Source organism: Paenibacillus sp. FSL E2-0201 (assembly GCF_037963325.1).
GTDB lineage: Bacteria > Bacillota > Bacilli > Paenibacillales > Paenibacillaceae > Paenibacillus_AQ.
In genome coordinates this window covers 328473-352074 of sequence record NZ_CP150154.1, presented here as the reverse complement: position 1 = coordinate 352074, position 23602 = coordinate 328473, and the positions used below count along the sequence as shown (strand labels likewise).

General features: G+C 45.4%; 20 protein-coding genes. 6 read left to right on the top strand and 14 right to left on the bottom strand.

Going from position 1 to position 23602, the window contains the following annotated elements; translation table 11 throughout:
• Window positions 1-10: 10 nt before the first annotated feature.
• The 4 genes from NSU15_RS01600 to NSU15_RS01585 all read right to left on the bottom strand — a co-directional run bounded on the left by NSU15_RS01600 (window position 11) and on the right by NSU15_RS01585 (window position 3775).
• Entirely contained in the window at window positions 11-658 is a 648-nt protein-coding gene (locus tag NSU15_RS01600; RefSeq protein ID WP_042131777.1) for an amino acid ABC transporter permease, read from the bottom strand.
• 102 nt (window positions 659-760) lie between these two features.
• Window positions 761-1570 carry a basic amino acid ABC transporter substrate-binding protein gene (locus NSU15_RS01595; protein WP_042123530.1) on the bottom strand — a complete coding sequence of 270 codons (810 nt, stop codon included), beginning with the start codon at window positions 1568-1570 and terminating at the stop codon, window positions 761-763.
• Window positions 1571-1817: 247 nt separating this feature from the next.
• Entirely contained in the window at window positions 1818-2693 is an 876-nt protein-coding gene (gene aguB, locus NSU15_RS01590; protein ID WP_076116496.1) for an N-carbamoylputrescine amidase, read from the bottom strand.
• Between the two features lie 53 nt (window positions 2694-2746).
• Window positions 2747-3775, bottom strand: coding sequence for an agmatine deiminase family protein (locus tag NSU15_RS01585; protein WP_339288880.1), 1029 nt, complete (start codon window positions 3773-3775; stop codon window positions 2747-2749).
• A gap of 298 nt (window positions 3776-4073) precedes the next feature.
• On the opposite strand from NSU15_RS01585, the gene NSU15_RS01580 reads away from it, so the two are divergent.
• Together NSU15_RS01580 and NSU15_RS01575 are read left to right on the top strand one after the other, a co-directional pair.
• The gene (locus NSU15_RS01580) at window positions 4074-4505 is read left to right on the top strand and encodes an Lrp/AsnC family transcriptional regulator (RefSeq protein WP_076116494.1); all 432 of its coding nucleotides are present in this window, start codon (window positions 4074-4076) and stop codon (window positions 4503-4505) included.
• A gap of 19 nt (window positions 4506-4524) precedes the next feature.
• A complete protein-coding gene (locus NSU15_RS01575; RefSeq protein ID WP_042123523.1) occupies window positions 4525-5163 on the top strand; it encodes a LysE family translocator in 639 nt (212 codons plus the stop codon).
• Between the two features lie 13 nt (window positions 5164-5176).
• Here NSU15_RS01575 and yfcE read toward each other — a convergent pair whose 3' ends face one another.
• The 5 genes from yfcE to NSU15_RS01550 form a co-directional block, all read right to left on the bottom strand.
• Entirely contained in the window at window positions 5177-5725 is a 549-nt protein-coding gene (yfcE, locus tag NSU15_RS01570) for a phosphodiesterase (protein WP_042123522.1), read from the bottom strand.
• A 131-nt stretch (window positions 5726-5856) separates the two neighbouring features.
• Window positions 5857-7341, bottom strand: a complete 1485-nt coding sequence (locus NSU15_RS01565; protein ID WP_339291206.1) for a glutamate synthase subunit beta — start codon at window positions 7339-7341, stop codon at window positions 5857-5859.
• 343 nt (window positions 7342-7684) lie between these two features.
• Window positions 7685-9640: a type I pullulanase gene (gene pulA / locus NSU15_RS01560; RefSeq protein ID WP_339288878.1), complete on the bottom strand. Its 1956-nt coding sequence runs from the start codon at window positions 9638-9640 to the stop codon at window positions 7685-7687.
• A 121-nt stretch (window positions 9641-9761) separates the two neighbouring features.
• Entirely contained in the window at window positions 9762-10385 is a 624-nt protein-coding gene (locus tag NSU15_RS01555; RefSeq protein WP_052414426.1) for a C39 family peptidase, read from the bottom strand.
• Window positions 10385-12586, bottom strand: coding sequence for a PAS domain S-box protein (locus NSU15_RS01550; protein ID WP_339288876.1), 2202 nt, complete (start codon window positions 12584-12586; stop codon window positions 10385-10387). Before NSU15_RS01550 ends, NSU15_RS01555 begins: the two co-directional genes overlap by 1 nt.
• A gap of 280 nt (window positions 12587-12866) precedes the next feature.
• Between NSU15_RS01550 and NSU15_RS01545 the strand changes: the two genes are divergently transcribed.
• Entirely contained in the window at window positions 12867-13682 is an 816-nt protein-coding gene (locus tag NSU15_RS01545; RefSeq protein ID WP_042123515.1) for a hypothetical protein, read from the top strand.
• Here the strand turns inward: NSU15_RS01545 and NSU15_RS01540 are convergent.
• On the bottom strand, window positions 13675-14451 hold the full coding sequence (locus NSU15_RS01540; RefSeq protein ID WP_339288874.1) for a YheC/YheD family protein: 777 nt from the start codon (window positions 14449-14451) through the stop codon (window positions 13675-13677). The two genes, NSU15_RS01545 and NSU15_RS01540, sit on opposite strands and share 8 nt — an antisense overlap.
• 182 nt (window positions 14452-14633) lie before the next feature.
• On the opposite strand from NSU15_RS01540, the gene NSU15_RS01535 reads away from it, so the two are divergent.
• The gene (locus NSU15_RS01535; RefSeq protein WP_339288872.1) at window positions 14634-15767 is read left to right on the top strand and encodes a glycosyltransferase family 4 protein; all 1134 of its coding nucleotides are present in this window, start codon (window positions 14634-14636) and stop codon (window positions 15765-15767) included.
• Window positions 15768-15858: 91 nt separating this feature from the next.
• On the opposite strand, the gene NSU15_RS01530 is transcribed toward NSU15_RS01535, so the two are convergent.
• Window positions 15859-17100, bottom strand: a complete 1242-nt coding sequence (locus tag NSU15_RS01530) for a DUF445 domain-containing protein (RefSeq protein WP_339288871.1) — start codon at window positions 17098-17100, stop codon at window positions 15859-15861.
• 272 nt (window positions 17101-17372) lie between these two features.
• Between NSU15_RS01530 and NSU15_RS01525 the strand changes: the two genes are divergently transcribed.
• Window positions 17373-18251 carry a Cof-type HAD-IIB family hydrolase gene (locus tag NSU15_RS01525; protein ID WP_339288870.1) on the top strand — a complete coding sequence of 293 codons (879 nt, stop codon included), beginning with the start codon at window positions 17373-17375 and terminating at the stop codon, window positions 18249-18251.
• Between the two features lie 85 nt (window positions 18252-18336).
• On the opposite strand, the gene NSU15_RS01520 is transcribed toward NSU15_RS01525, so the two are convergent.
• From NSU15_RS01520 to NSU15_RS01510, 3 genes are read right to left on the bottom strand one after another with little or no spacing between them, the layout of a single operon-like run.
• Complete coding sequence (locus NSU15_RS01520) at window positions 18337-19701, bottom strand: sugar phosphate nucleotidyltransferase (protein WP_339291204.1); 1365 nt, start codon at window positions 19699-19701, stop codon at window positions 18337-18339.
• 11 nt (window positions 19702-19712) lie between these two features.
• On the bottom strand, window positions 19713-20549 hold the full coding sequence (locus NSU15_RS01515; protein WP_042123503.1) for a DUF6492 family protein: 837 nt from the start codon (window positions 20547-20549) through the stop codon (window positions 19713-19715).
• A 32-nt stretch (window positions 20550-20581) separates the two neighbouring features.
• On the bottom strand, window positions 20582-20938 hold the full coding sequence (locus tag NSU15_RS01510) for a hypothetical protein (RefSeq protein WP_339288869.1): 357 nt from the start codon (window positions 20936-20938) through the stop codon (window positions 20582-20584).
• A gap of 292 nt (window positions 20939-21230) precedes the next feature.
• On the opposite strand from NSU15_RS01510, the gene NSU15_RS01505 reads away from it, so the two are divergent.
• Complete coding sequence (locus NSU15_RS01505) at window positions 21231-23543, top strand: UvrD-helicase domain-containing protein (protein WP_339288868.1); 2313 nt, start codon at window positions 21231-21233, stop codon at window positions 23541-23543.
• Window positions 23544-23602: the final 59 nt, after the last annotated feature.

The following is a 23602-nucleotide window of genomic DNA, read 5'->3' as shown; positions in this document are numbered from 1 at the left end:
CTCACTCATATTACAGCCTCCGTTCGACGTAGTTTAGCAGCTTGCTAAGAGTATAGGTGAGAATGAAATAAATAAGTGCCGCCGTCAAATAAGGCTCCCAGATCCGCAAATATTGCCCTTTCATTGTATTGCTCCAATACATAATTTCCGGTGCGGCTACGAGCGCAAGAAGTGAAGAGTCCTTTACTAATACAATAAATTCGTTGCCAAAAGCCGGAACCATCCGTTTGATCGCCTGCGGTAAAATAATAAATCGCATCGCCTGCCAATTTGTCATCCCAAGTGAAATAGCTGCCTCCCGCTGTCCGCGGTCGATAGATTGAATACCTGCCCGAAAAATCTCAGCGGAATAAGCTGCCGAATTAAGCGACAATGCAACAAACGCAGTGATCAGCGCATTGGTTTTACCGTAAATTGGGGGAATCACTCCAAAGTGAACAATCAGGATCTGCACATACAGCGGTGTCCCTCGAAAGAAATTGATATAAGAATGAAAAGGCCAGCGCAAATACCATTTTGGTGCCATTTTTCCGAATCCAATCCCCAGACCCAAAATAGAGCCAAATAAAATAGAGACCACAGAAATACCGATCGTCAGCAGGGTCCCTTTTAATAAGACAGGCAAATACTGAATGATGATGTCCAATCTAAAATCCATAGGACTCTTCTCTTCCCTTCTCTTCTCTTCTTTAGGTCACAAATGATTAAAAAAGAAGCATGCGCAATAGCAATCATTACGCACGCCTATTAGCTTCTCCTCTTATTTTGCCTTCAACAGATTATCTAAGTTAGGCTCTTCGCCGAACCATGTTTTGTAGATCTCCGCATACTTTCCATTCTCCAATACCTTTTGGATGGCAGGATCCAGTTTCGCTCTTAAATCACTGCCTTTCGGGTATAGAATACCGTAATATTCAGCTCCGAAATTCTCTGTGTCCACGATTCCCACCAAATTCTGCTTCGGATTGTTCTTCATGTACTCACGCACTATGGCAATGTCTGCCACAACCGCGTCGGCTCCACCACCATTCAGTTCCATCAACGCTACCGCATTGCTGTCAAAACGCTTCAGATTTGCGTTATCAATCCCCATAATTCCACTCATTAGCTCATCGGCGGTAGTAGCAGCCTGCACAGCAACCTTTTTATCTTTAAGATCGAGGGCATTTTTGATATCACTGCCTTCTTTGACCATAATCATGTTGGTAGATTCAAAATAAGGAATGGAATAGTCATACGTTTCTTTACGTTCGTCCGTGATGGATACTGAAGATAGTCCCGCTTGATACTCCGTCCCTTGCTTTACACTCGTAAGCATCGTGTCCCAGCCTGTATTGGTGACCTCATAGCTAAGTCCGGCTTCTTCCATAACTGCCTTAATGAAATCAATATCAAATCCTTTGATCGTATCCGTGTCCATATATTCCATTGGCGCATAACTAGCATCACTGGCAAATTTGATCTTCTCTACTCCCGCACTTTTATTGCTATTTGCATTATTCGACCCACATCCCACTAATCCCACGATCATCAATGCAACAAAAGCTGACATAATCCAACCTTTTCCCATAGCACCATCTCCATTTAACCTATTTTTTGTAAATAACTTAAAGAGATTTTAACAGAATTAAGAATTGGTGACAATTAACTTTTCTATTAAATGTAATGTTAAATAACATAAATATGTTTTATTGTGACTTTTATGCGTAGTGCTACTTGAAGAACCTTCGTATTTCTCTCTGAAATATCAAAAAAGGCACTGCCAGAGATTCTATCCTCTCTAGCAATGCCTTTAGCACATTTAACTGTGCATTCTATTAAAGTATGATATCCCCATCATAAGAACCAATCATTTTGTAAAGATCTGGCCGGCGATCACGGAAAACTCCCCACTCGATCCGTCCGACTTCCAAAGCATCCAGATCAAATTCGCTCACCAGCACGGTTTGCTCATCTCGGCCTGCTTCAACAATTTTATTACCTTGCGGTCCGGCAATGAAGGAAGAGCCGTAGAAATTAATGCTAGAATCTTCATCAATTTCTTCACCGATACGGTTAGAGGCAACGACTGGAATAAGGTTAGCTGCTGCATGCCCAAGCATACAGGTCTGCCAATGATCTTTAGAATCGATCGATCCATCCTGCGGTTCCGATCCGATAGCGGTTGGATAGAACAGAATCTCTGCTCCCATCAAACTCATTACTCTAGCCGCTTCTGGGTACCATTGATCCCAGCAAATCCCTACGCCAATTTTGGCATAGCGAGTGTTCCATACTTTAAAGCCGGTATCTCCCGGATTGAAATAGAATTTCTCTTCATACCCTGGACCATCTGGAATATGGCTCTTGCGGTATTTACCTAATATCGTTCCATCGGCATCTATTACAGCCAGTGAGTTGTAACGTGCGTAATTCTTTTTCTCATAAAAACTGATCGGCAGCACCACTTGCAGCTCCTTGGCTACTGCTGTGAAATGATTAATCGCTTTGTTATGCTCTAGCTCTGTTGCATATGCGTAATAATCAGCTTTCTCTTTCTGGCAGAAATATGGAGTCTCAAACAGCTCCTGCAGCAAAATAATTTGCGCTCCCTGTGCCGCTGCTTCTCTAACCAGGGTTTCGGCTTTGCGGATATTCTCATCAATATTACTGGAACAGCTCATTTGTGTCGCAGCTACTTTTACATTTCTCAAGAATCTGTCCTCCTTGTATATAAATGTCCCTTTGGACGTTTAGTTTCCTTCAATTATTGCTGAGCAGGCATTTGCTGCGTAGTGCAGTGAACATTCCCGCCTTCAGTGATGACTGCCATACCGTTAACTGTACGAATCTTACGTTCGGGGAATAAACCAGCCAGCACTTCCTCGGCAAGTTTATCTGTCTCCACCGCTGTACCGCCAAACACAGGCAATATAATTCCACCGTTTACGAAATAGAAGTTTAAATAACTGAGCGTCAGACGGCTGCCGTCATGATCCACCCGTGGTGGCTGCTGAATCTTGATAATCTCCAGCTTACGCCCTTTCGCGTCTGTCGCATTCTCCAGAATACGAAGATTCTCCTGTGTAATCTCAAAATTCTCATCCTGCGGATCCTCACAGACCTGAATAATGACTTTTCCCGGAGCAGCAAAGCAGGCGATATTATCCACATGGCCATCGGTTTCATCACCACTTAAACCACGTTTAAGCCAGATAATAGTATCTGTACCCGTATAATTCCGCACGTACTCTTCAATATCCTCGCGCTTCAAATCCGGGTTACGGTTCGTATTGAGCAGACATTCTTCTGTAGTAATCAAAGTGCCTTCTCCATCCGTATGGATCGAGCCGCCTTCCATCACCAGCGGTGCATCAAAGCGTGTAACTTGTGAGTGTTCGAGAATCTGTGGCGCCACTTCATCATCCAGATCCCAAGGTGAATATTTACCGCCCCAGGCATTGAACTTCCAGTTCACACCTGCTAGAACACCGTCTTTATTAACAACAAAGGTAGGTCCGTTATCACGCAGCCAAGCATCGCTATGCGCTATAGGCAGCAGCGTTACATTCGGTCCACTAACCAGACGTTCTACTCTTTCCACGTCCTCCGGGTTAACGATGACCGTGATCGGTTCAAACTCAGCAATGGCTGTGATAATCTCCGTATAACCTTGACATACAGACTCATGGTTATCCGGGAAACACATGGATTCCTGCACCGGCCAGGAGATAAAAGTACGTTCATGTTTGCCCCATTCCGGTGGCATTGTATAGTTCAATTCTTTAGGATTCATGTGTTAACTACCTCTACTATTATATTTGGAGCTAGCCCTACCCTTAAAACTCCTTCCCCATCATACAATAATATGTTCTAGCGCTCAATTCCCTGAGACACTAATAATGTTGGAAGAAATCTTTTTGTTCGCCACAACCTTTTACAGTTAAACTTTTTAGGTTTAATCCGTTTCAACGAGTCTTTATTTAATTATTTTAGTTCAAAAGAGAATATCATTTAATATTTTTACTTATTATAGTGATTCTATTTTCATTTTTATTGCCTTTTGTATAATTAACTTAAAGGAGTGAAATGTAATGGACGACATCGATCTGCAAATCTTGGAGCTGTTGAAGAGCAACGGACGCATGACTAGTTCCGAAATCAGTAAAATCGTTCATTTGTCCGTGCCTTCCATCACTGAAAGAATCCGTAAGCTGGAGAATAGCGGAGTGATTGATCAATTCACGGTCAAGGTGAACCGCAAAGCAATAGGGCAAAATCTAGTAGTTTATATTTTTGTACAGCTGCACGGCTCGGTTGAAACAGAGCACTTCCGCAAAACTATTATTCAATCCCCACTAGTACTTGAATGTCATCATATCTCGGGGGAATACGACTATCTCTTAAAGGTGGGGCTGATGGATTTATCCCAATTGGAGGAATTTATAACGCATACGCTCAAAGCCAATCATGACATTGTAAGATCCAATACTGTATTTACTTTGTCCACGCTAAAAGAAGAATAAATAAAAGGAGTGATTCCTTATGGCATGGGAGTGGATCGCCAAAGGAATTCTGTTGGGGCTTTCTATTGCGGCTCCGTTAGGTCCTATCAGCATATTATGCATCAAGAAAACGTTAAACTCAGGATTCAAAACCGGTCTATGCTGCGGCTTGGGAGCAGCCACAGCTGACGCAGTTTATGGCAGTATCGCCGGATTCGGCTTATCCTCCCTAACCGCTCATCTGGTTGATCACAAAACGGTGCTACAAGCCTTAGGCGGACTATTTATTTGTTATCTGGGTATAAATTCGCTATTAGTTCCTCCGAGGAAGAGAAACATTGAATCCGATACAAAAACAAACTCAGTGAAATCATACGCAGTAACGCTGCTGCTGACGTTATCCAATCCCATGACGATTATTTTTTTCCTTGGTGTCTTCAGTGCCTCAGGTGTTCTTCTGTCTCATAGCAGCTCCAATATGCCGTTTTTAGTTGGCGGTGTATTTCTAGGTTCCACGTTATGGTGGATTTTTTTGACAGGGAGTACCGCCTTGTTCAGGAACAACATGACATTCGGAAGCTCGAAACAGCACTTCTTCAACAAACTGTCTGGACTAGTAATGTTATCTTTCGGCGTTATCGCCCTTATTCAATCTCTCGATCTCCGGAGATTCTTTTAGACAGAATATCAAACTAAACGGTAATTCTTTTTACCACATTGCCTTCAAAATCCTTAACGATGAATTCTCCAGCCTCAAGGACACCATAAGAATTCGGATTATTCTCTTTAGGCAGTGAAATGGAGCCGGGATTCAGCACGAATACGCCCTCTTTTACGTCCGCAACCGGAATATGGGTATGCCCCTGAATAAAGATATCCTTCTCGGATAGTGCCGGTAAATTCTCAATACTAAAGCCATGACCATGTGTAACATAGATTCGTCTGCCTTCATGCAGGAGCATGACATAATCGCCCATCATCGGGAATTGCAACAGCATCTGGTCCACCTCAGCATCACAGTTACCGCGTACTGCCGTTATGGGCTTCTTTTGGTTATATTCATTCAATTTATTAGCAACTCCCTGTGGGTCGTAACCCTTCGGCAGTGGATTTCTGGGACCGTGATATAAAAAGTCTCCTACGATAACAAGACTGTCCGGCTGTTCTTCCTCTACCTTTTCCAATGCCCGTTCTAACCAGAATAAAGATCCGTGAATATCGGAAATAAACATTAGCTTCATCAATGTATTCTCCTTTTCGACTTAACTTAAATAAATCTTGTGCTCAGATCATAATTTTAACCTTGAATATACCCACAACGCAAAAGCGGACGTTCCCTAAAAGGAACGCCCTGCTCTATATGCTTCTACCCTTACGGTAAATTCGATGATCCCATCAAGAATCGATCCACTTCGCGGGCCGTTTGACGACCCTCATCAATGGCCCAGACAACAAGGCTTTGTCCGCGGCGCATATCGCCTGCTGTGAATACACCTTCTACATTGGTCGTTTGTGCACCGAACTCCGCCTTGGCATTTCCGCGCTCATCGCGTTCTACCCCAAGCTCGCCTAGTACAGTCTCTTCGGGGCCTGTGAATCCCAAAGCGAGCAGTACTAGCTGCGCCTCTAGCACTTCCTCACTGCCGGGTACTTCAACCGGAACCATCCGTCCCTGTTCATTACGAGTCCACTCAATTCGTACCGTATGCAGCTCCTGCACATATCCACCGTCATCGCCGATAAAACGTTTTGTCGAAACAAGATATCGACGTGGATCTTCTTTATACAACTGCTCCGCTTCTTTTTGTCCATAATCAACTTTAAGAACCTTTGGCCATTCTGGCCACGGGTTGCTAGGCTGACGCGTCAGTGGGGCCTGTGGCATAATCTCAAGCTGGATCACACTACGACAGCCGTGGCGGATCGACGTAGCTACACAATCCGTGCCAGTATCTCCACCACCGATTACAACTACATCCTTATCTGCCGCAGACAGATATTCGCCATCAGCAAGTTCTGAATCCAACAAGCTCTTAGTATTCAACGTTAGAAACTCCATAGCCTGATGAACTCCGCGCAGCTCTCGACCCTCTATCGGAAGATCACGTGCCTGCGTGGACCCGCCACACAAGACTACTGCGTCATGCTCCGCCTTAAGCTGTGCAGCCGAGATATCTCGCCCAATCTCTGTATGAGTCACGAATGTAATCCCTTCAGCCGCAAGCAAATCCACCCGGCGCTGCACCGTCTTTTTATCCAGCTTCATGTTCGGAATACCATAGGTCAACAAACCGCCAATCCGGTCTGCCCGTTCATACACAGTCACCGTATGCCCTGCCTTGTTAAGCTGAGCAGCACAAGCAAGGCCTGCTGGACCTGAACCCACTACAGCTACTTTTTTACCTGTGCGGGAAAGCGGCGGCTCTGGCACAATCCAACCTTCTTCAAAACCTCTATCTACAATCGCTTTTTCAATCGATTTAATCGTAACGGGCTTGCCATTCATCCCCACCGTACAAGAACCTTCACAAGGCGCCGGACACACACGTCCAGTAAATTCAGGAAAGTTATTGGTCTTGTGCAGACGTTTCAGCGCAATCTCCCAGTTTCCACGATAGACCATATCATTCCATTCCGGAATCAAGTTATGCAGAGGACAACCGGAAGCCATACCAGACAACAGACGTCCTACATGACAAAATGGTGTGCCACAGTCCATACAACGCGCACCTTGCTCACGCAGCTTCTCTTCCTCCATAGGAATCGAGAATTCATCCCAATTCTTAATCCGCTCAAGCGCCTCACACTCCGCAGGCGTCTGCCGTTCAAATTCTAAAAATCCGGTTGCTTTCCCCATCTCTGTCATCCTCTCTAAAATATCCCCACAAAGTGAAGCTTTCTTCACTGCGTACACAGGTACTTTGCAGGGACCCCAATATATACTTTCTAAACCGTTGAAAAAGATAAATACGCTCTATGTTTGTCTGAGGTCAAGCTTATGCCACTCTAAAGCGTCAAAGTAAATGCCTTCATATTAACATCCAATATCGTCATCGAAAATGAGTAATGTCACCTTTTTATGTAAAATGAAACAATCAAATTAAGAAAATAGAAAAACAAAAAAAAGCACACAGTGTACTGTACCTGATTAAAGTACGTTACTCCGCATGCTTTTCAATATTGATCTTATAAAAGACTATCTATTTCACTGTCAGTACTACTGTCCCAATCCCATTTACAGTTAACTTATTCCCTGTCAGATCCAGCGCAAGTTCATCGCCAAAGATGGTCTTCCACTCTCCAAGCTGCGGCAGAACCACAGCGGTCTGTTCAGCATTCGCATTAAAAAGAACGTAGATATGCTTCGCTGCATCTCCTCCAGCATGGCCACGCAGTGTATAAGCTACTGCACTTGCCGGTGCTTTTTCAAAAACCAAATGCTTCCGAATGTCATCTGCGGTTCGCATACGGAAGGCCGGGTGAGCTTTACGCAGTGCAATTAGCTGCTTCATATACGCCACTTCTTCCTGATGCGCAGCGCACAATTCCCAGTCCATACGATTGATCTCAACCGAGGATTTGTAGCTGTTCTCCACTCCGTTCTTGGTGCGCATAAATTCCTGACCCGCATGGATAAAAGGAATCCCCTGACTCATGAACACTATCGCAGAAGCCAGCCTATGCATGGATCGGCGCTGAGCGACCGTCTCGCCCTCGGTGGACAATACGATTTTATCCCATAAGGTATGATTATCATGACACTCTACATAATTAACGTTCTGCTGAGGCTCTTCGGCAAATTGCTTAATTCCTGGGCTGAAGTCAATTCCTCCCGCAATCCCCGCCTTGATCGCAGGCTCCAGACCCATCATTCCACTGATGAAGCCCGGCTGATCATACAAAAAGATATTTCCTTTAATCGCATCCCTGAAGTCATCATTAAAATGTCCGATTCCCGGCATAAGGGAGGCATTCTTCTGATGAGCGAGCCGTTCCATCGGCAGCTCTGTTCCCATCATCCAGCCTTCACCAATCGTCATGATGGATGGATCTATTCCATCCAGACGCCGCCGAGTTTCCCGCATCGTATCAACATCCATCAAGCCCATCAAATCAAACCGGAAGCCGTCGATATGGTATTCTTTAGCCCAATAGACCACGGACTCCACAATGAAGCGGGACATCATCAAGCGTTCTGTAGCCACGTCATTCCCACAGCCTGAGCCATTCGACAAGCTTCCATCTTGTTTATATCGCAAATAATAGCCTGGAACCAGTTTAGTAAAATTCACGCGATATCCATCGTACACATGGTTGTAAACAACATCCATAATGACACGGAGGCCACGATCATGAAGCGCTTGAATCATTGTTTTTAGCTCTTGAATACGTAGTCCGGGCATATAGGGATCCGTAGCATAGGAGCCTTCAGGAGCATTATAATTCTTCGGATCATAACCCCAGTTAAAATGAGGTTCATCCAGCTTCGTCTCATCTACACTCTCTGTAGAATAATCATAAATAGGCAATAGCTGCACATGGGTTACACCGAGATTTGCGATATGATCAAGTCCGGTTAGAATACCCTCAGGTCCGCGGGTTCCTTCTTCCGCCAAAGCGAGATATTGTCCCTTATGAGTCATCCCGCTCGCCGGGTGAATGGATAAGTCACGCAAATGAAGTTCATAAATAATGGCGTCCACAGGATCCTCAAACGGCGGCTTATCTTCCGTCCAACGTTCAGGGTCTGTCTTGCGCAAATCTAGAATAGCGCCTCTGTCACCGTTCACGCCAACAGCCCGTGCATAAGGATCAGCTGCTTCATTCCACTGTTCACCTAAACGCACTCGGTAAGTATAGAATTTGCCATCCAGATCACCGTCAACTGTAGCTCTCCACGTTCCCCGGATATCGCGAATCATAGCATATTTGCTCTCCGCCGCTCCCTGCCATGAATCATAGATTACTAGCTCTGCCTCCTGAGCCGTAGGAGCCCACAAGCAAAATGATGAGCAGGCCGGTGAATAGGTCAGTCCCAGATCATCGCCGTCGTAGCTGAACAACTGATCAAACTCCTGAGCAAAAACAGAAATACCCCTAGTAGTCGCAGGATCACCATAATAAATGGGTTCCTTCATTTCCTTTTGTACGGACAAAGCACCTATCCCCTTTTCCAGTTATTAACTGGATTATAGTATGATCCTCGCATTTGTGCAAACGTTTGGACTCAAAATAATTAGATCATTTTTCCAGAGGAATTCCCTTAGCAGATCGCGATTAACTAGGTGTTTCTAAGATATTCAAACCTACCATCGTAATGATGTCTTTATTCGAATAATATGGAATGCGCCGTTCTTTACAAAGAGCAATTCTTCCGTCCTTATACCTCACACCATTATCCTGAATGATGAGAATTGGACGATCCCCGTTATCAGGCACCTCATATCCTATACCTAATACCCAGTGGTAGTCGTAAGCAAAGCTCCCTCTCCACCGAAAATTAAACCATTTATCAAATTTAACAGCGACTGGTCGACCTGCATCAATCTCCGCTTTATACACATCGAAATCGTTAAAAGTAGAGATAGATAGCTTATACTCCCCCTCTGGCGAGATTGAAGCGTTGATATAAGCTGTGATTCCCTTTACAAAACGACGTGTACTCATGCCTAAAGGGGTTCCTCCGTGATGACTGTATATGTAATTAATATGATCTGCTTTGGAGTGAAAATGACCTGTGCCACGAATAAAGTCCATTCCTAGCTGGGTATTCCAATACTCGGTTAAAGCTGCCATTGTCGCAGGTCCACAAGCAGAAGACGGAGATGAAACCCCAGCCTCCCACTGTGTGTATGGATCCGCCGGTAGTTTGTTGCTGAGACTGGAGTTTCTATGCTTCATCAGGACATTTCTCCTTTTGAAGAAATCGGCTTAGAAGCTGAAAGGGCATTGCCCTCCGGGAGTAGAATCACATTTTCACCAGCATCCATAGGTACCTCTAAATCAAATCCTGATTCCATTTCCTGAGCGGGTTTCTGCTCTGTCTGAGCAACTATTTCTTCATCACTCTCATCTCCGCTTTCAGGATTAATCTGTAGCGTGAAATAGAAATTAGAGCCCTCTCCTTCGCTACTCTCCACCGCAATGGCTCCGCCCATCAGCTCGACGAGCTTTTTGCAAATGGCTAGTCCTAAACCCGTCCCAGCATACTTACGATTAAACGAGGAGTGCAGCTGGTAGAATGATTGAAATAACTGATGCTGCTTTTCTAAAGGAATACCTATCCCCGTGTCTCTGACATTAAACTTCAAAGTCGATTTCTTTGAAACCACGGACAAATTCCGCTCCACGTAAATACAGACATTGCCTCGGTCAGTAAATTTAATCGCATTGCTAACCAGATTAACCAATACCTGACGTAATCGTCCTGCATCTCCCATAATGAACGTAGGAACTCCTGGTGCCATGCTGTAAGACAGCTCAAGATTTTTTTCCAAAGCCTTAGCCATAAATAGATCCGTTACACTGTCCAGTACCTCTCGAAGATGCACGGGCTCATGTACGATCATCATTTTTCCGGCCTCAATTTTACTGTAATCGAGAATTTCATTCAGAATATATAGAAGAGAGCTACTGCTCTCCTTAATAATATTTGTGTACTCACGTTGTTCTTCATCTAGTTCTGTCTCGGCAAGCAGATCAATCATCCCCACAATGCCGTTCATAGGCGTGCGTATTTCATGGCTCATAATGGCCAGAAACTCTGATTTAGCCTGGTCCGCTTTTTCCGCAGATTCCTTGGCACGAATGATCTCCTTCTCATCTGTAATATCCCTGAACACGACTACAACACCCTTAGATTCACCTTTATCAAAAAGAGGCGTTACCTGGTACTCTGCAAGAAAGCTCGTGCCATCTTTACGCCATAAGACTGCATCCTTGCTCTGGTAAGATCGCCCTGACCTAATGGCTTTGATTAATGGCGACTCCTCTGGCCGGTAATGGATCCCATCAAGCGCTGTCTGCTGAATATGATCTAGATAGGTATGACCCATAATCTCATCATGTTCATAGCCGAGCATATGCAAACCTGCTGGGTTGATGAAGGTCACCTTCTCCTCCATATCGAGTCCAAAAATACCCTCCGAAACCGCATTTAAAATAAGGGTGTATTCATTGCTTAGCTTTTCGATTTGTTCCGTATATCTTATACGTTCCGTAATGTCACGGGAAATACCGTATACGCCTACCACTTGATCGTCTACAATGATCGGAATATTAGTGGTATTAATCTCTATAAAATGGCCTTCTTTATGAATAAGTGTCAGATCATAGCTTTGAGGATAGCCCTTAGCGGCTAAGTTAAAATGATACAGCGTCTTCTCCATGTCCTTCTCATGCACAACGGGACCAAAGTACATTCCGATCAGTTCTTCCAGCGAATACCCTGTCAGTTTCTCCAGATTCGCATTGGCTGTTAAATAATCCCCTTGCAAATTCATGGAGTACACAGCAGAAGGATTATATTCAAATAAGGATTTATAGCGCTGTTCATTCTCTTGAAGCTTGAATTCGAACTGTTTGCGCTCTTCAACTGCATGACGCGAGATTAAATCCAGCGAATTCTCGGACATCAATCTATAATTACGTTCACTTTGATAAATCTGTTCCTCTAGATCTCGTTGATCTTCCATTTGTTGGTCTGCAATCTTTCGGTCTGTAATATCTTCGGCGTACACAATAATACACGAAGGGGCTTGTCCTGTTGTTCCAAATCCTGAGAATGTCAGGGAAAGCCATACCGGGTGATCCCCTTTGTAAAAGCATTCTTCCTTCTTCCAGCTCCCTGCTGGAGAATTCTGAAGCTCGTCCATCACCAATCTATAGGAAAGCTCTTTCGAAGACGTCTGTCTATTTTCCATTTCTGCAAAAATAGCCCCAGCAAGAAACTCAGCTTCAGTAAAGCCAAGTAAATTGCAAAAAGCCGGATTGACCTTTAGCCAGTTGCCCTTACCATCGTTCAAAGACAGTACGGCTATTCCCTCTGGCGACCTCATAAATGCATGTTCCAACATTGTGCTGTATTCTACCGCGTTATCCATCTACGCCAGACCTCCTTTGTTGCGAACGTTGCATCCTTTATTCCATCCTAAGTTCAGTATACGATAAGAGAAGTGAGTATAGAAATGCCCTGCGTATCATTTTGAATAGGGAATAGTTTAATTTTAAATATTGACTGGATGGCCTGGGGCAAACTATTATTAAACATAATAATATCGTTCGTGACCTATTACGCTGGAAGCACCCGTAATAAAGGCTTTTGCCTTTGCTACGGGTGCTTTTTTTTGTTGCCATTAGGTTACGACAATAGGAGGAGAACAAATGAAAACATTAAAGTCGGTGCCCTTATTACTGCTGGCGATCCTGCTACTGCTAAGCACATCATCTGGAGCTATTGCTGCATCCACAACAGAATTAACCCCCTCTGTTAAAGCGGCTTTTGATCTGACGGCCGCAACGGCAGATGGTCCTGCCAGGGTTAAGCTGACTTCTCTTTACAATGATTTATCCACCTTAAAGCTGCAGTATGATCAGCGCGAGGAGCAAATTCGAATCCTCCACTACAACAATGAGCAGTCGCTAGTTGTTGTACGTCAACAAATGAAAGAGATCGATCTTGAAGTAGTGAACCGCTTGGAAGCCTCCGTTAAGAGCTGTAAGCAACGCTATCAGCCCTTATTTGATCAGTATAGTGCGCTTAACAAGCGAATTAGTATCGCCAAGACTCTTAAGGATAAGACCTTGAATACCGTACTGCGTGCCCAAGGTGACGCTATGAAGATCTTGGTTCAGTTGGCACGCCAAGAGATCAGCGATAAGCAGAATCAGCTAAACGCTGCGAAAAAAACACGTACCCAAAAGATAGCTGAAGCTCGCAAAACCTTAGCTGGCATTGAAAGTCCTCAAATCACGATCAAATCTAACAAGAGCGTGATCACCTCGTTAAACAAACGTGTCTCAGCAGATTGGACGGACTTTAAAGCAGCGATTCGTAAACAAAATCTTACGCTAACCACCCAATCCCTATCTTCACTGGTCTCTGGTTATCGTCAGATCGCAACCCACAAACAAAAAATAATTGAGCTGGAACAAAAGGTTTCCCTTGTTATAGCGAATACAAAGAAACAAATCAGCTAACGGTCTTCTTCTTCTCATTTGCTCTGCGATAAGCCATCACTTTGCGGTACATGCTTTTATTAGAAAGATGTTTGAAAATATACGGATCCGGGCTAGTATTCACTTCAATAATCCAAGGCGTCATGTGATTATCTAATCCTACATCTACACCAATCTGTTTAAACCCAGGATATTTCTTATGGTAGAAACGTCCGGTATCCTCACCTAGCTTTCTCAATATCTTAAGCATCTGAGCTTGCTGAGCATCGTTCAAATAAGGCGACAGCAGCTTCTCCATAGACATTAGCGTACCACCGTTATGATAATTGGTAACAATCTTGCCTTTCTCAGCTACTCGGCCAATCAATCCGGTAGTTTCCCATTTGCCACGCGGACTGAGCTGGACCATCACACGGATGTCAAAGCGATGCTTACCATGCTTCAGTAAAACAATTCCTCTCTGAATCAAGTAACTACGTCCGCGTGTCGCTTTCTTAAGTGATGAATAAAAGGTGTCATAGACTCCAAACGTTTTTATCTTTGTTCCACTTTGGTATTTGTATTCTGTTCCATGAGAGTCCTTACTCTGTTCAACCTTCATCACACCATTACCGTAAGTACCACGTTCCGGCTTAACGTAAATCATCCCATATTTCAGCAGCATCGTCTTTAAGTTAGCTTTACTAAACCTTACAGTCTCTGGAATCAGCGGTGAAATCTCGGAACTTTGCATGAGCACCTTGGTTTTAATCCATTTGCTGGTCAACGCCGACTTTGACTTCGTTCCCAATTGCCCTCTCCCCTATCACTCAAATAATGATCACAGCCTTGCTTAGCCTTAGTATTTTATGCATCGGCAATATGAATGGCATGGGTTGAACGCCCTCTCCGCTTTCAGATGTATCTCCAGATACTAAAGCTGCATATGGTGGGAAGAGGATAACCATTAGCGGATCAGAGGAGGCATGAACCATGCATATTTGTATTATTGCGCCGGAACGGCTCCCGGTTCCGGGAGACGGTTCAGTAGAAATTTGCATTTGGGCCATTGCCAGACGGCTGGCTGAGAAACATAAGGTTACCATTGTGAGCCGAAGAGCTCCGGGACTGCCCGATGCCTCAATATTAGAGCAGGTCAGAATCATTCGGTTGCCTGCAAGTACTCCCGTCCATTATCGTACTTCGGTATTAGACTATATTCAGAATGAGTCATTTGATATCGTTCAGATTGATAATCGCCCCCATCTTATGTCTGCTGTAAAGAAACGGCTCCCTCATCTTCCGGTATTTCTATTTCTGCATTCTCTTACATTCACACCGGACACAGATAAGACTGCTAGGGCCCTGGCAAGAGCAGACCTGATTATTGCGAACAGCCACTCTCTACAACGAAGACTGACTCACCGCTTCCCTCAATTAAGCAATGAAATCCGTATTGTCCTGCTCGGAGCAGATCTTGATCGATTCACTCCTGTAGGCATACAGGAAAAATACCATCTTCGCAGACTTTACAGACTCCCGAAGGCCTTTACCGTCTTATTCGTCGGTCGAGTCATTCCCCGCAAAGGGGTGCCCATATTGATACGCGCTATGTACCATTTAAATAAACATCTTCCCGTTCATCTTGTAATTGCAGGCAAAGGCAACCCTTCGTATTTGCGTCAGCTAAAGCTGCTTGCAAGGCGGCTGGGAGTACCCGTCTCTTTCCTCGGAAATGTAGCTCATGAAGATATTCATACCCTTTATCAAGCCGCTGATTGCTTTGTATGTCCTTCTCAGAGTCATGAATCCTTTGGACTTGTTAATGTAGAGGCTATGGCCTCGGGACTGCCCGTCATCGCTTCTAGCAATGGCGGTATCCGTGAGATTATCGATTCCGGCCATAACGGCTATCTGGTGGAACGATATCGCGAGGCCTTGCCCTTCGCTAGATATTTGCTGCGACTAGGCCGGAATCCGGAGTTAGCAGCAACCATTGGGAAACAAGGAAGAGCAGATGCGCTTGAGGTCTTCAATTGGCACCGTACAGCAACTGATTTGGAACGCATTTATCAGAGATACATTAGTACAACAATAGAATCCTACAAGTATAAACGGGAAATATAAGACATAAAGTATGGTGCGAAACTTATACTTTATGTCTTATATTTCAAAAAAAGTAGTCCGCCTCCAATCACTGGAGACGGACTACTTTGAGTTAAATAAATTGAACAACTGTAAGAATAAGCCCTACAACAAAACCGCATAAGGCACCGTTCACACGAATCCACTGAAGATCTTTACCTACTTTATCCTCCAGCATATTCACTAGACTAGCATCGTCCATGCTATCCAGATTCTCTTTCACCAAAAGACCGATTCGGTAGTGGTTAGCCTCTACAAATGCAATTAATGAAGCGCGAATCCGCTCCTCCCAGCTGCCGATCCACTCTTGTTCCTTGCTAATACGGCGCACAAGCAGAGCATATAGTGCAAATAGCTTGCGTCCACCAGCTGCCCGATCCTCTCCCAACAAGGAGAGTGCCTTGCTACGTACGTTCTCCAATTGAGTATGCAGAAAAGCGGTTGCCGCTTCTCCCTCAAGCTCATTTAGTGCCCATTCTTTTACAGAAGCCATTCTAGCCTCGTCATTAACAATCTGGAACAGCGCCACCCGAATTTCTCGAATGATCTCTTCACGATATGGACTATCCTCTTCACGAAAATCGCGAATACCCGACTGTAGCATGCCTTGCAGCATTTCACCAAGCATATCCGCATCCATAAACCCAACGAAAGCCTGAAAAGCCATCCCCTTAAGTCCACCAAGCTTCACTTCAGCCAGTTTCTCACTGGCGATCTTACCCAGCATAGCTTTCGTTTCAGGACGACCGCTCCAGTTAGACACCCCTTCCAGCGCATAATCCAGAGCCGCTACATCTTTTCCATCGTTCATTAATTTAGTAACAATTTTATCAGCTGCAACCCCAAGCTCCGCTTCACGAATATAATCGGAAGCTGCCTTTTGAAGAAAAGGTACAGCTTTCTCTACCGGAAGACGTGACACAAATTCGCTAAGCTGCTCTAGGATCTGGGCTCTCGCCTTCTTCTTACTAAAGAACTTCGTCAGCAGCTTGGAACCCATAGACATAATGCCAAACTTGCGTAGCTTGTTCTCAATACTCTCTTTGTTCAGCAGCTCAGTCTCCATAGCAGTAATTAACGACTGAATAATCTTATCGCGATTCTTGAGCAGCAATGAGGTATGTGGAATACGTAACCCCAGCGGATGGCGGAATAACGCGGTTACTGCGAACCAGTCGGCAATCCCCCCGACCAGCCCGGCCTCAAATCCACCTCTTAGTAGAATCACAGCGAGATTTTCAGGTAGAAATAGTGTAATCAGAAACCCACATGCCATAAAAGCTAGTGACATGGTGGCCAAGTTTTTGGATCTCACGATTAGTCCCCCTTACATATACAGCTACCGATGTCCTTACGCAGGAAAAATATCGGCGGATCACGTCCCACGAACATGAACTGACGATAGACTCGGTTAGTCGATTAGTTTGACAACTATTGTACCACGACTGAACTATTTTCTAAAAATATACGATTATAAATGAATGAAAAGGTGTTTTTGGTTTTCAGAATATTAATGATAAGATACAAGTAACGTTCTCACTGGCCCGCGAAGGGGACAACTAAGACTGGATAAGGAGATCATACACTATGCTGATTGCTTTAGATATGGATGGAACATTGCTGAACGAAGAAGGACAAATTAGCCCAAAGAACCGCGAGGCGATTATAAAGGCTCAAAATTTAGGTCATATCGTAATTATTGCTACGGGACGCTCTTTTATGGATGCGGAACGACAGCTACGGCTAGCGGATCTGGAATGCCCTGTGGTCAGTCTGAATGGCGCAGTAGTCACACTGTCTGACCGCACGCTCGCAGCAAGTACACCGCTGAATAAGGAAGACATTATTCCTGCGTTACGCTGGATGAATGAAATTCCGGATTTGTATTACGAAGTATACACAGAGGACAACGTATATGTAGAACTAAATAAACGGGTTAGATTAGAGAAATTATCTGCATTAAGTGAAGAAGAAGTCCCAGAGGAAGTCAGCTGGCTGCTAAAAGCAATGATCGATCAGCAGTTTCAACAAGCAGCGGTAACTTACGTAGAGAGTATGGAAGAGATCTGGAGCAAAGAGGAAAACGTCATTTATAAAACGTTAGCTTTTTCTCTAAACCGTGAACTGCTCAAAGAAGCCTCCACCCGCTTTGCCGCGATCCCTGGCCTCATTATCACAGCCTCCCATGTCAACAATATCGAGATTAACCACGAAGATGCCAACAAAGGCTCCGGTGTAGCTATGCTCGCCGCCCATTATGGAATCCCACTAAAGGATGTAGCCGTAATGGGTGACAGCTATAATGATCAACCGATGTTCGAGGTGGCTGGCTACCGAATTGCCATGGCTAATGCAGCTCCGATACTCAAGGAAATGGCTGAATTCGTTACCGTCAGCAATGAGGAAGATGGAGTGGCGGTAGGACTTGACCATCTTTTGAATCTGAGCAGAGAATCTCAAAAGTGATTCCTTTGTTACGTTGCGTGTACACAAACAGCACCGTGGGCAGTTATGCTCACGGTGCTGTTTGTGCCTCTCTTCCATACCTATTTCACCCCAAATGATCAAGGGAGTTGTCCTCCCCCTCCCATTCAGCACAAACACGTACATAATCCCCCACTTCAGGAAATGCCACCAGTTCAATAATAATCAATTCTAGCGGGGTAAGCGCCCGCAAACCATGTCTCGATCCAGCAGGTACCATGACCGTGTCTCCGGCAGCAACCCCATGAAGAACGCCGTTCATACGGTACTCTCCATTCCCAGAAAGAAAAGACCATATTTCTTTGGTATGCCTGTGAAAATGATAGCTAGTGTGCTTCCCTGCCAACATGGTAATTTTGGAGGTCGTGACCTCAACTCCTGCTGCTGTTCGTGAGAAATCCAGGATGCGAGAGCTTCCCCACCGCTTTTCTTCAATCATCGGCTTTGCAGCTTGCCCCTCCAGCTTCTGCTTAATCCGTTTTGCCTGCTCGATTCCAGCAACCAAAATGCCATCTGGACCTGCCGCCACGATTAATCCTGGAGCTCCGATGATATGCACGGGACAAGAGAGCTCGTTCACCAAATGGGTTCCTTTTGAATCCTCAGAAATGCTACCCCTGCCAATTACCTTTTCCTGCAAATGAGGGGTAAGCGCATCCCAACTGCCAATATCGGCCCAGACTCCGGTATAAGGGATAACTACCGCTCGCCGTGTATGTTCCAGCACCTCATAGTCAAAACTTCGTTCTGGCAATTCGTCATAACGCTTCAATAGCTCCATGTAATCAACTGGGAGGCTCCGTTCCATCATACTTGAGAGCAGGTAGCCTAGTGAGCAGGAAAACACCCCGCAGTTCCATAGTCCTCCATGGGAAATGAACCCTGCCGCCGTCTCTTCGTCTGGCTTCTCTGCAAACTGCTTAACATTTAGAAAGGACATATCGCTCGAACCTTCACCGGGTAAAATATACCCGAACTCTGTGGATGGAAATTCAGGCGTGACACCGATCAGGGCAATATCCGCTTGTGATTCGGACAGCACACTGGGAAACTGCTGAAGCTGTTTAAAAAAAGAAGCCTCCACATATGAATCCACCGGAATGACCACTACGATCTCTTCCAAATCTATTTTCTTCACGGAGTGCAAATAGCTCGCCGCCAGAGCAACCGCAGTAAAGGTTCCCCGCTTTTGCGGCTCCGCCAATAAGGAAACCTGATCCCCCACAGATTTGCGAGTAATCTCCACCTGACTGCTATGGGTTACAATACAGCTTGAATCCAGCAATCCTGCCTCATCCAGCCCTCTGCATACTCGCTCAATCATCGACTCCATACCGCCATTTTCTGTTGGAAGAAGTTTCAAGAATGCCTTTGACCTGATTTCATTCGACAACGGCCACAGCCTCTTTCCCGATCCCCCTGAAAGGAGCACGATCTGCAAGCCTATCGCCCCCCTGTGCCGGACTTACTGCTCGTTGTTCTCACATATCCCTTTCGTTTATGAAAAGACAACGATCTATACTTTTCCGCCAGCTCGTTCAGCTTCTGTTTGGACAGCTGGCCTGCATTCATATGGAGACCTTTATTACGTGCTTTTTGAATCCTCATGCCCCCACGATTCTTCGAATACAAGTAGTTCGCATAGGTTTCGAATTCAGAGAAGGCAAATTGCTTAGTGCGGTCCATACTGTGTAAAATCGCCGAATACCAAGGCTTCTGATGCTTCACTTCAATCTCTCTTTTCATTTGAGCCAATTGGCTGCGCTCAAACAGCATATAATGCGTCACAAAAGATGAAGCAGATGCCGCCCTCCTACCCATTAGCTTCCTATAGGTTGTAAAGTACTGAGGCTGACTCCAATTACGGCTGTAAAAAATCGTCTTTCCCTTCTCACGGAAACGATGAGGAGCGATTAAGACCGTATCTGCATCGATGACTAAAAAATAGTCAGCCGTACACAGCTTGTCACCATTCAGCTTCAACAATTGCTGGAACAACCAACCGGATCTTTCCCATTTCCGTGAACGGTAATGGATATCTTTTTTAGTAATCGGAAGGACTGTATTCTCATCGACAAAGGTACAGCCCTTTTTTCGGCAGAAATCCAATATCCGTGTCTTTTTTGGCGCAACAATCAGTATTCGACCTATCGGATGCTTAACATGAGTTCGGACAGCGTCAATAACATAAGGGAGGGTAGCCAAATCCTTCTCGATAGCCGGAATAAGCACATCTATGGTAACGGCATGTCTTATGCGGACCTTATTGGGTGAGGGCATACGTACGGTCATCTCCATATCATGATTTTGCTTTAGGATATGAGGATGATAAGGAAAGGGAATGGGCTACACTGTAAACTTAAGAGAGGACAAGGGGGGGGATTTATACCCTTCTTTTTGCCCATACAGACCAATCCGCTCAATTCTGGGGGATTTATACCCTTCTTTTCGCACATAAAACCCATTACGCTCAATTCTGGGGGATTTATACCCTTCTTTTTGCCCATACAGCCCAATCCGCTCAATTCTGGGGGATTTATACCCTTCTTTTCGCCCATACAGACCAATCCGCTCAATTCTGGGGGATTTATACCCTTCTTTTCGCCCATACAGCCCAATCCGCTCACTTCTAGGGCATTTATCCCCATCTTTTCGCTTATGAAGCCCATTCCAGCTTTTCTACGGATTTATACCGCACATAGAGCCCCCAATTCCAGTATTTCTACACGATTTATACCGTACATTTTGCCCATTGGAGCTCCACTCACACAGCCAAACTCCACCTTTCACCCACACAATATCCAGCATTTTTTTCTGTGCAGCAAAAACGCTGGGATGGTATATTGTAGATTGGCTAAATTTATAGCATATTTTAAACGGCACATTTTAAGATGGACTCAACCATCCTCTAACTAGTTTTGTTGAGCTCACTCTATACAGAAATATATGAAGGTGAATCTATTGAATAAGCTCTTATTTCATAATATCCCGCTGGGTGCTACCGGCGAACGCATCCCGCAGGCAGCTGTAGCTTCAGCACAGACCAGCAAGGAGCTGGTGAAGCGGGAAGAGGGAGACTCCGCTTATTTCCGTAGGCTGGAGGAAGGCGGCATCCTGCTCAACCGCCCGCAGATTGCCGCAGTGCGGCATCATAAAGGGCCGCTGCTGACACTGGCCGGCGCAGGCTCCGGCAAAACCTCGGTTCTGATCTGCAGAACCGGTTATTTGTTGTCCGTGCGCGGCGTCTCGCCGAGTCAGCTGCTATTGCTGACTTTCTCGAGTAAAGCCGCGGCAGAAATGCGCGAACGAATCGCCCTGCTCCCCGGAGTCAGCACAGCTGACGTCGCGCGGCTACAGGCTCGTACGTTCCATTCTTTTTTCTTGTTTTTCTTGCGCAGACAGGGATTGCAGCAGGAGATTTTCAGTGAGACACGGCGCCAGCACATCCTATTGAAGCAGATCATGCGTGAGCTCGGACTGCCGAAGGATGCTTATCCACCGGAAACCCTACTCTCACTGCTCTCTTCCTGCAAAATGAACATGGGCGCCGTGGAAGATCTGCCAGAAGGCACCACCGCCGAAAAAGAAATGAAATCCATTCTGGAAATATACGAACAATGGAAACTAGACAATTTCAAAATCGACTTCGATGATGTCCTCTTAATCGCTTATCGGATGCTGAAGGAGCGTCCGGAGCTTTTGCAAGAGTTGCAGATGAGATATCTGTACGTGATGGTCGATGAGTTTCAAGATACGAACGCCTTGCAGTACGAACTTGTCAAAATGGTCGCTCACCCACAGCATAATCTAATGGTGGTTGGTGACGATGACCAGACGATTTATTCCTTCAACGGAGCGCGCAGTGAGTTCATCTTAGAGTTCGAAAAACTCTATCCGGGAGCAAAGGTTATTACTCTCGATATCAACTACCGCTCAGGCCCAGCTATTGTGGGACTTGGCAACGGCATTATCCGGCACAATACACGCCGACGCTCCAAAACCCTGCAAGCCGCAAAAGGTAGTGGAAGTCAGCCACGATATATGCGTCCGCAAACTGCAGATGAAGAAGCGGAGCAGATGATCGAGCATATTTTAAACGAGGTCTCTAGCGGCAAAAGAGAATATAGTGACTTCGCCATGTTGTACCGGGCGTCGAGCAGTAATCGGGCCGTTCTCGAACTGCTCCTTTTACGCGATATTCCCTATATTGATTACGGAGAAGGGCAATTATTGTACGAGCACTGGCTGATCTCTCCGGTACTGGATCATTTGCGACTCTCCGTGAATCGGCGGAATTTTGCAGCAATGGAGAACATCCTGCCGACGTTATATATGAATCGTGAAAAAGGCATGAATCACATCCGCCAGATGGAGGCTAGACAGCCCAAACAAGGACCGTTAATCCACCTATTGTCTATGCCTGGCATGGAAGACTTCAAGGGAACTAAGCTAAGAGATCGGCTTGATCTAATCCGGAATATACGCGAACTGACCCCAATACAAGCAATTCGGCAGATTCGTACCCAATTCTACGATTATTTCATCGAAGCGAATGAACGGCATCAAGCAACCTTACATCGCGAGACGCTAAAAGAAATGCTAGATGAGCTAGAATCTTCCGCGGCGCGTTTCGACAGCATCCCTGCCTTTCTTGGTTTCATAGATAATGTCACGGAGCGTAACGAGCATAATCGCCAACCAGGTACTAAAGAGCAAGGCAACCGGATTGCACTAATGACCATTCATAAATCAAAAGGGCTAGAGTTCCCTGTTGTGTTTTTAATTGGAGCGTCTGAGGGGATTCTTCCGCATAGCTCTGCACTGGAGGGTGACCGGTTAAAAGATCGCAAGCTTGCTGCCGGAAGCAGCGGAGCTTCAAGCCTAGCCGCGCTGGAGGAGGAACGGAGACTGGCGTATGTGGCCGTTACGAGAGCCCGAGAGGAGCTGTTTATCAGCTCACCTGCACAGCATCGCGGTAAAAAAGCGGAGGTTTCCCGCTTCATGTTATCCGCCTTTCGTTCAGCTGTTTCTTCCACAGCAGCAACTACGGTGGGTAGAGCAGTAACAACAAGAACAGTGACGACAAGAGCCTTGCCGACCAGCCGAACAACCACAACAAAAACCCATGTCGTTCCGGTATGGAATTGCACGGGCAGCAGCTGTCCTGGTTGGACACGCATGAAAGCTGGTGGAGCCGAGGACCATCTAACCTCGAAGCCCTGCCCTCTATGTAGCTCGCCTATGGCAAAGGATCAGAGAGAAGTTCCAGTATGATTCTCACAAAAAAAAGCAAGTTTCCTCTTCCCTGGAAACTTGCTTTTTGATATATAACG

Coding starts and splice junctions, on each gene's coding strand:
- NSU15_RS01600 (WP_042131777.1), bottom strand. CDS start 658: ATGGATTTTAGATTGGACATCATCATTCAGTATTTGCCTGTCTTATTA.
- NSU15_RS01595 (WP_042123530.1), bottom strand. CDS start 1,570: ATGGGAAAAGGTTGGATTATGTCAGCTTTTGTTGCATTGATGATCGTG.
- NSU15_RS01585 (WP_339288880.1), bottom strand. CDS start 3,775: ATGAATCCTAAAGAATTGAACTATACAATGCCACCGGAATGGGGCAAA.
- NSU15_RS01580 (WP_076116494.1), top strand. CDS start 4,074: ATGGACGACATCGATCTGCAAATCTTGGAGCTGTTGAAGAGCAACGGA.
- NSU15_RS01575 (WP_042123523.1), top strand. CDS start 4,525: ATGGCATGGGAGTGGATCGCCAAAGGAATTCTGTTGGGGCTTTCTATT.
- yfcE (WP_042123522.1), bottom strand. CDS start 5,725: ATGAAGCTAATGTTTATTTCCGATATTCACGGATCTTTATTCTGGTTA.
- NSU15_RS01565 (WP_339291206.1), bottom strand. CDS start 7,341: ATGGGGAAAGCAACCGGATTTTTAGAATTTGAACGGCAGACGCCTGCG.
- NSU15_RS01555 (WP_052414426.1), bottom strand. CDS start 10,385: ATGAAGCATAGAAACTCCAGTCTCAGCAACAAACTACCGGCGGATCCA.
- NSU15_RS01550 (WP_339288876.1), bottom strand. CDS start 12,586: ATGGATAACGCGGTAGAATACAGCACAATGTTGGAACATGCATTTATG.
- NSU15_RS01545 (WP_042123515.1), top strand. CDS start 12,867: ATGAAAACATTAAAGTCGGTGCCCTTATTACTGCTGGCGATCCTGCTA.
- NSU15_RS01535 (WP_339288872.1), top strand. CDS start 14,634: ATGCATATTTGTATTATTGCGCCGGAACGGCTCCCGGTTCCGGGAGAC.
- NSU15_RS01525 (WP_339288870.1), top strand. CDS start 17,373: ATGCTGATTGCTTTAGATATGGATGGAACATTGCTGAACGAAGAAGGA.
- NSU15_RS01515 (WP_042123503.1), bottom strand. CDS start 20,549: ATGCCCTCACCCAATAAGGTCCGCATAAGACATGCCGTTACCATAGAT.
- NSU15_RS01510 (WP_339288869.1), bottom strand. CDS start 20,938: ATGGGCTTCATAAGCGAAAAGATGGGGATAAATGCCCTAGAAGTGAGC.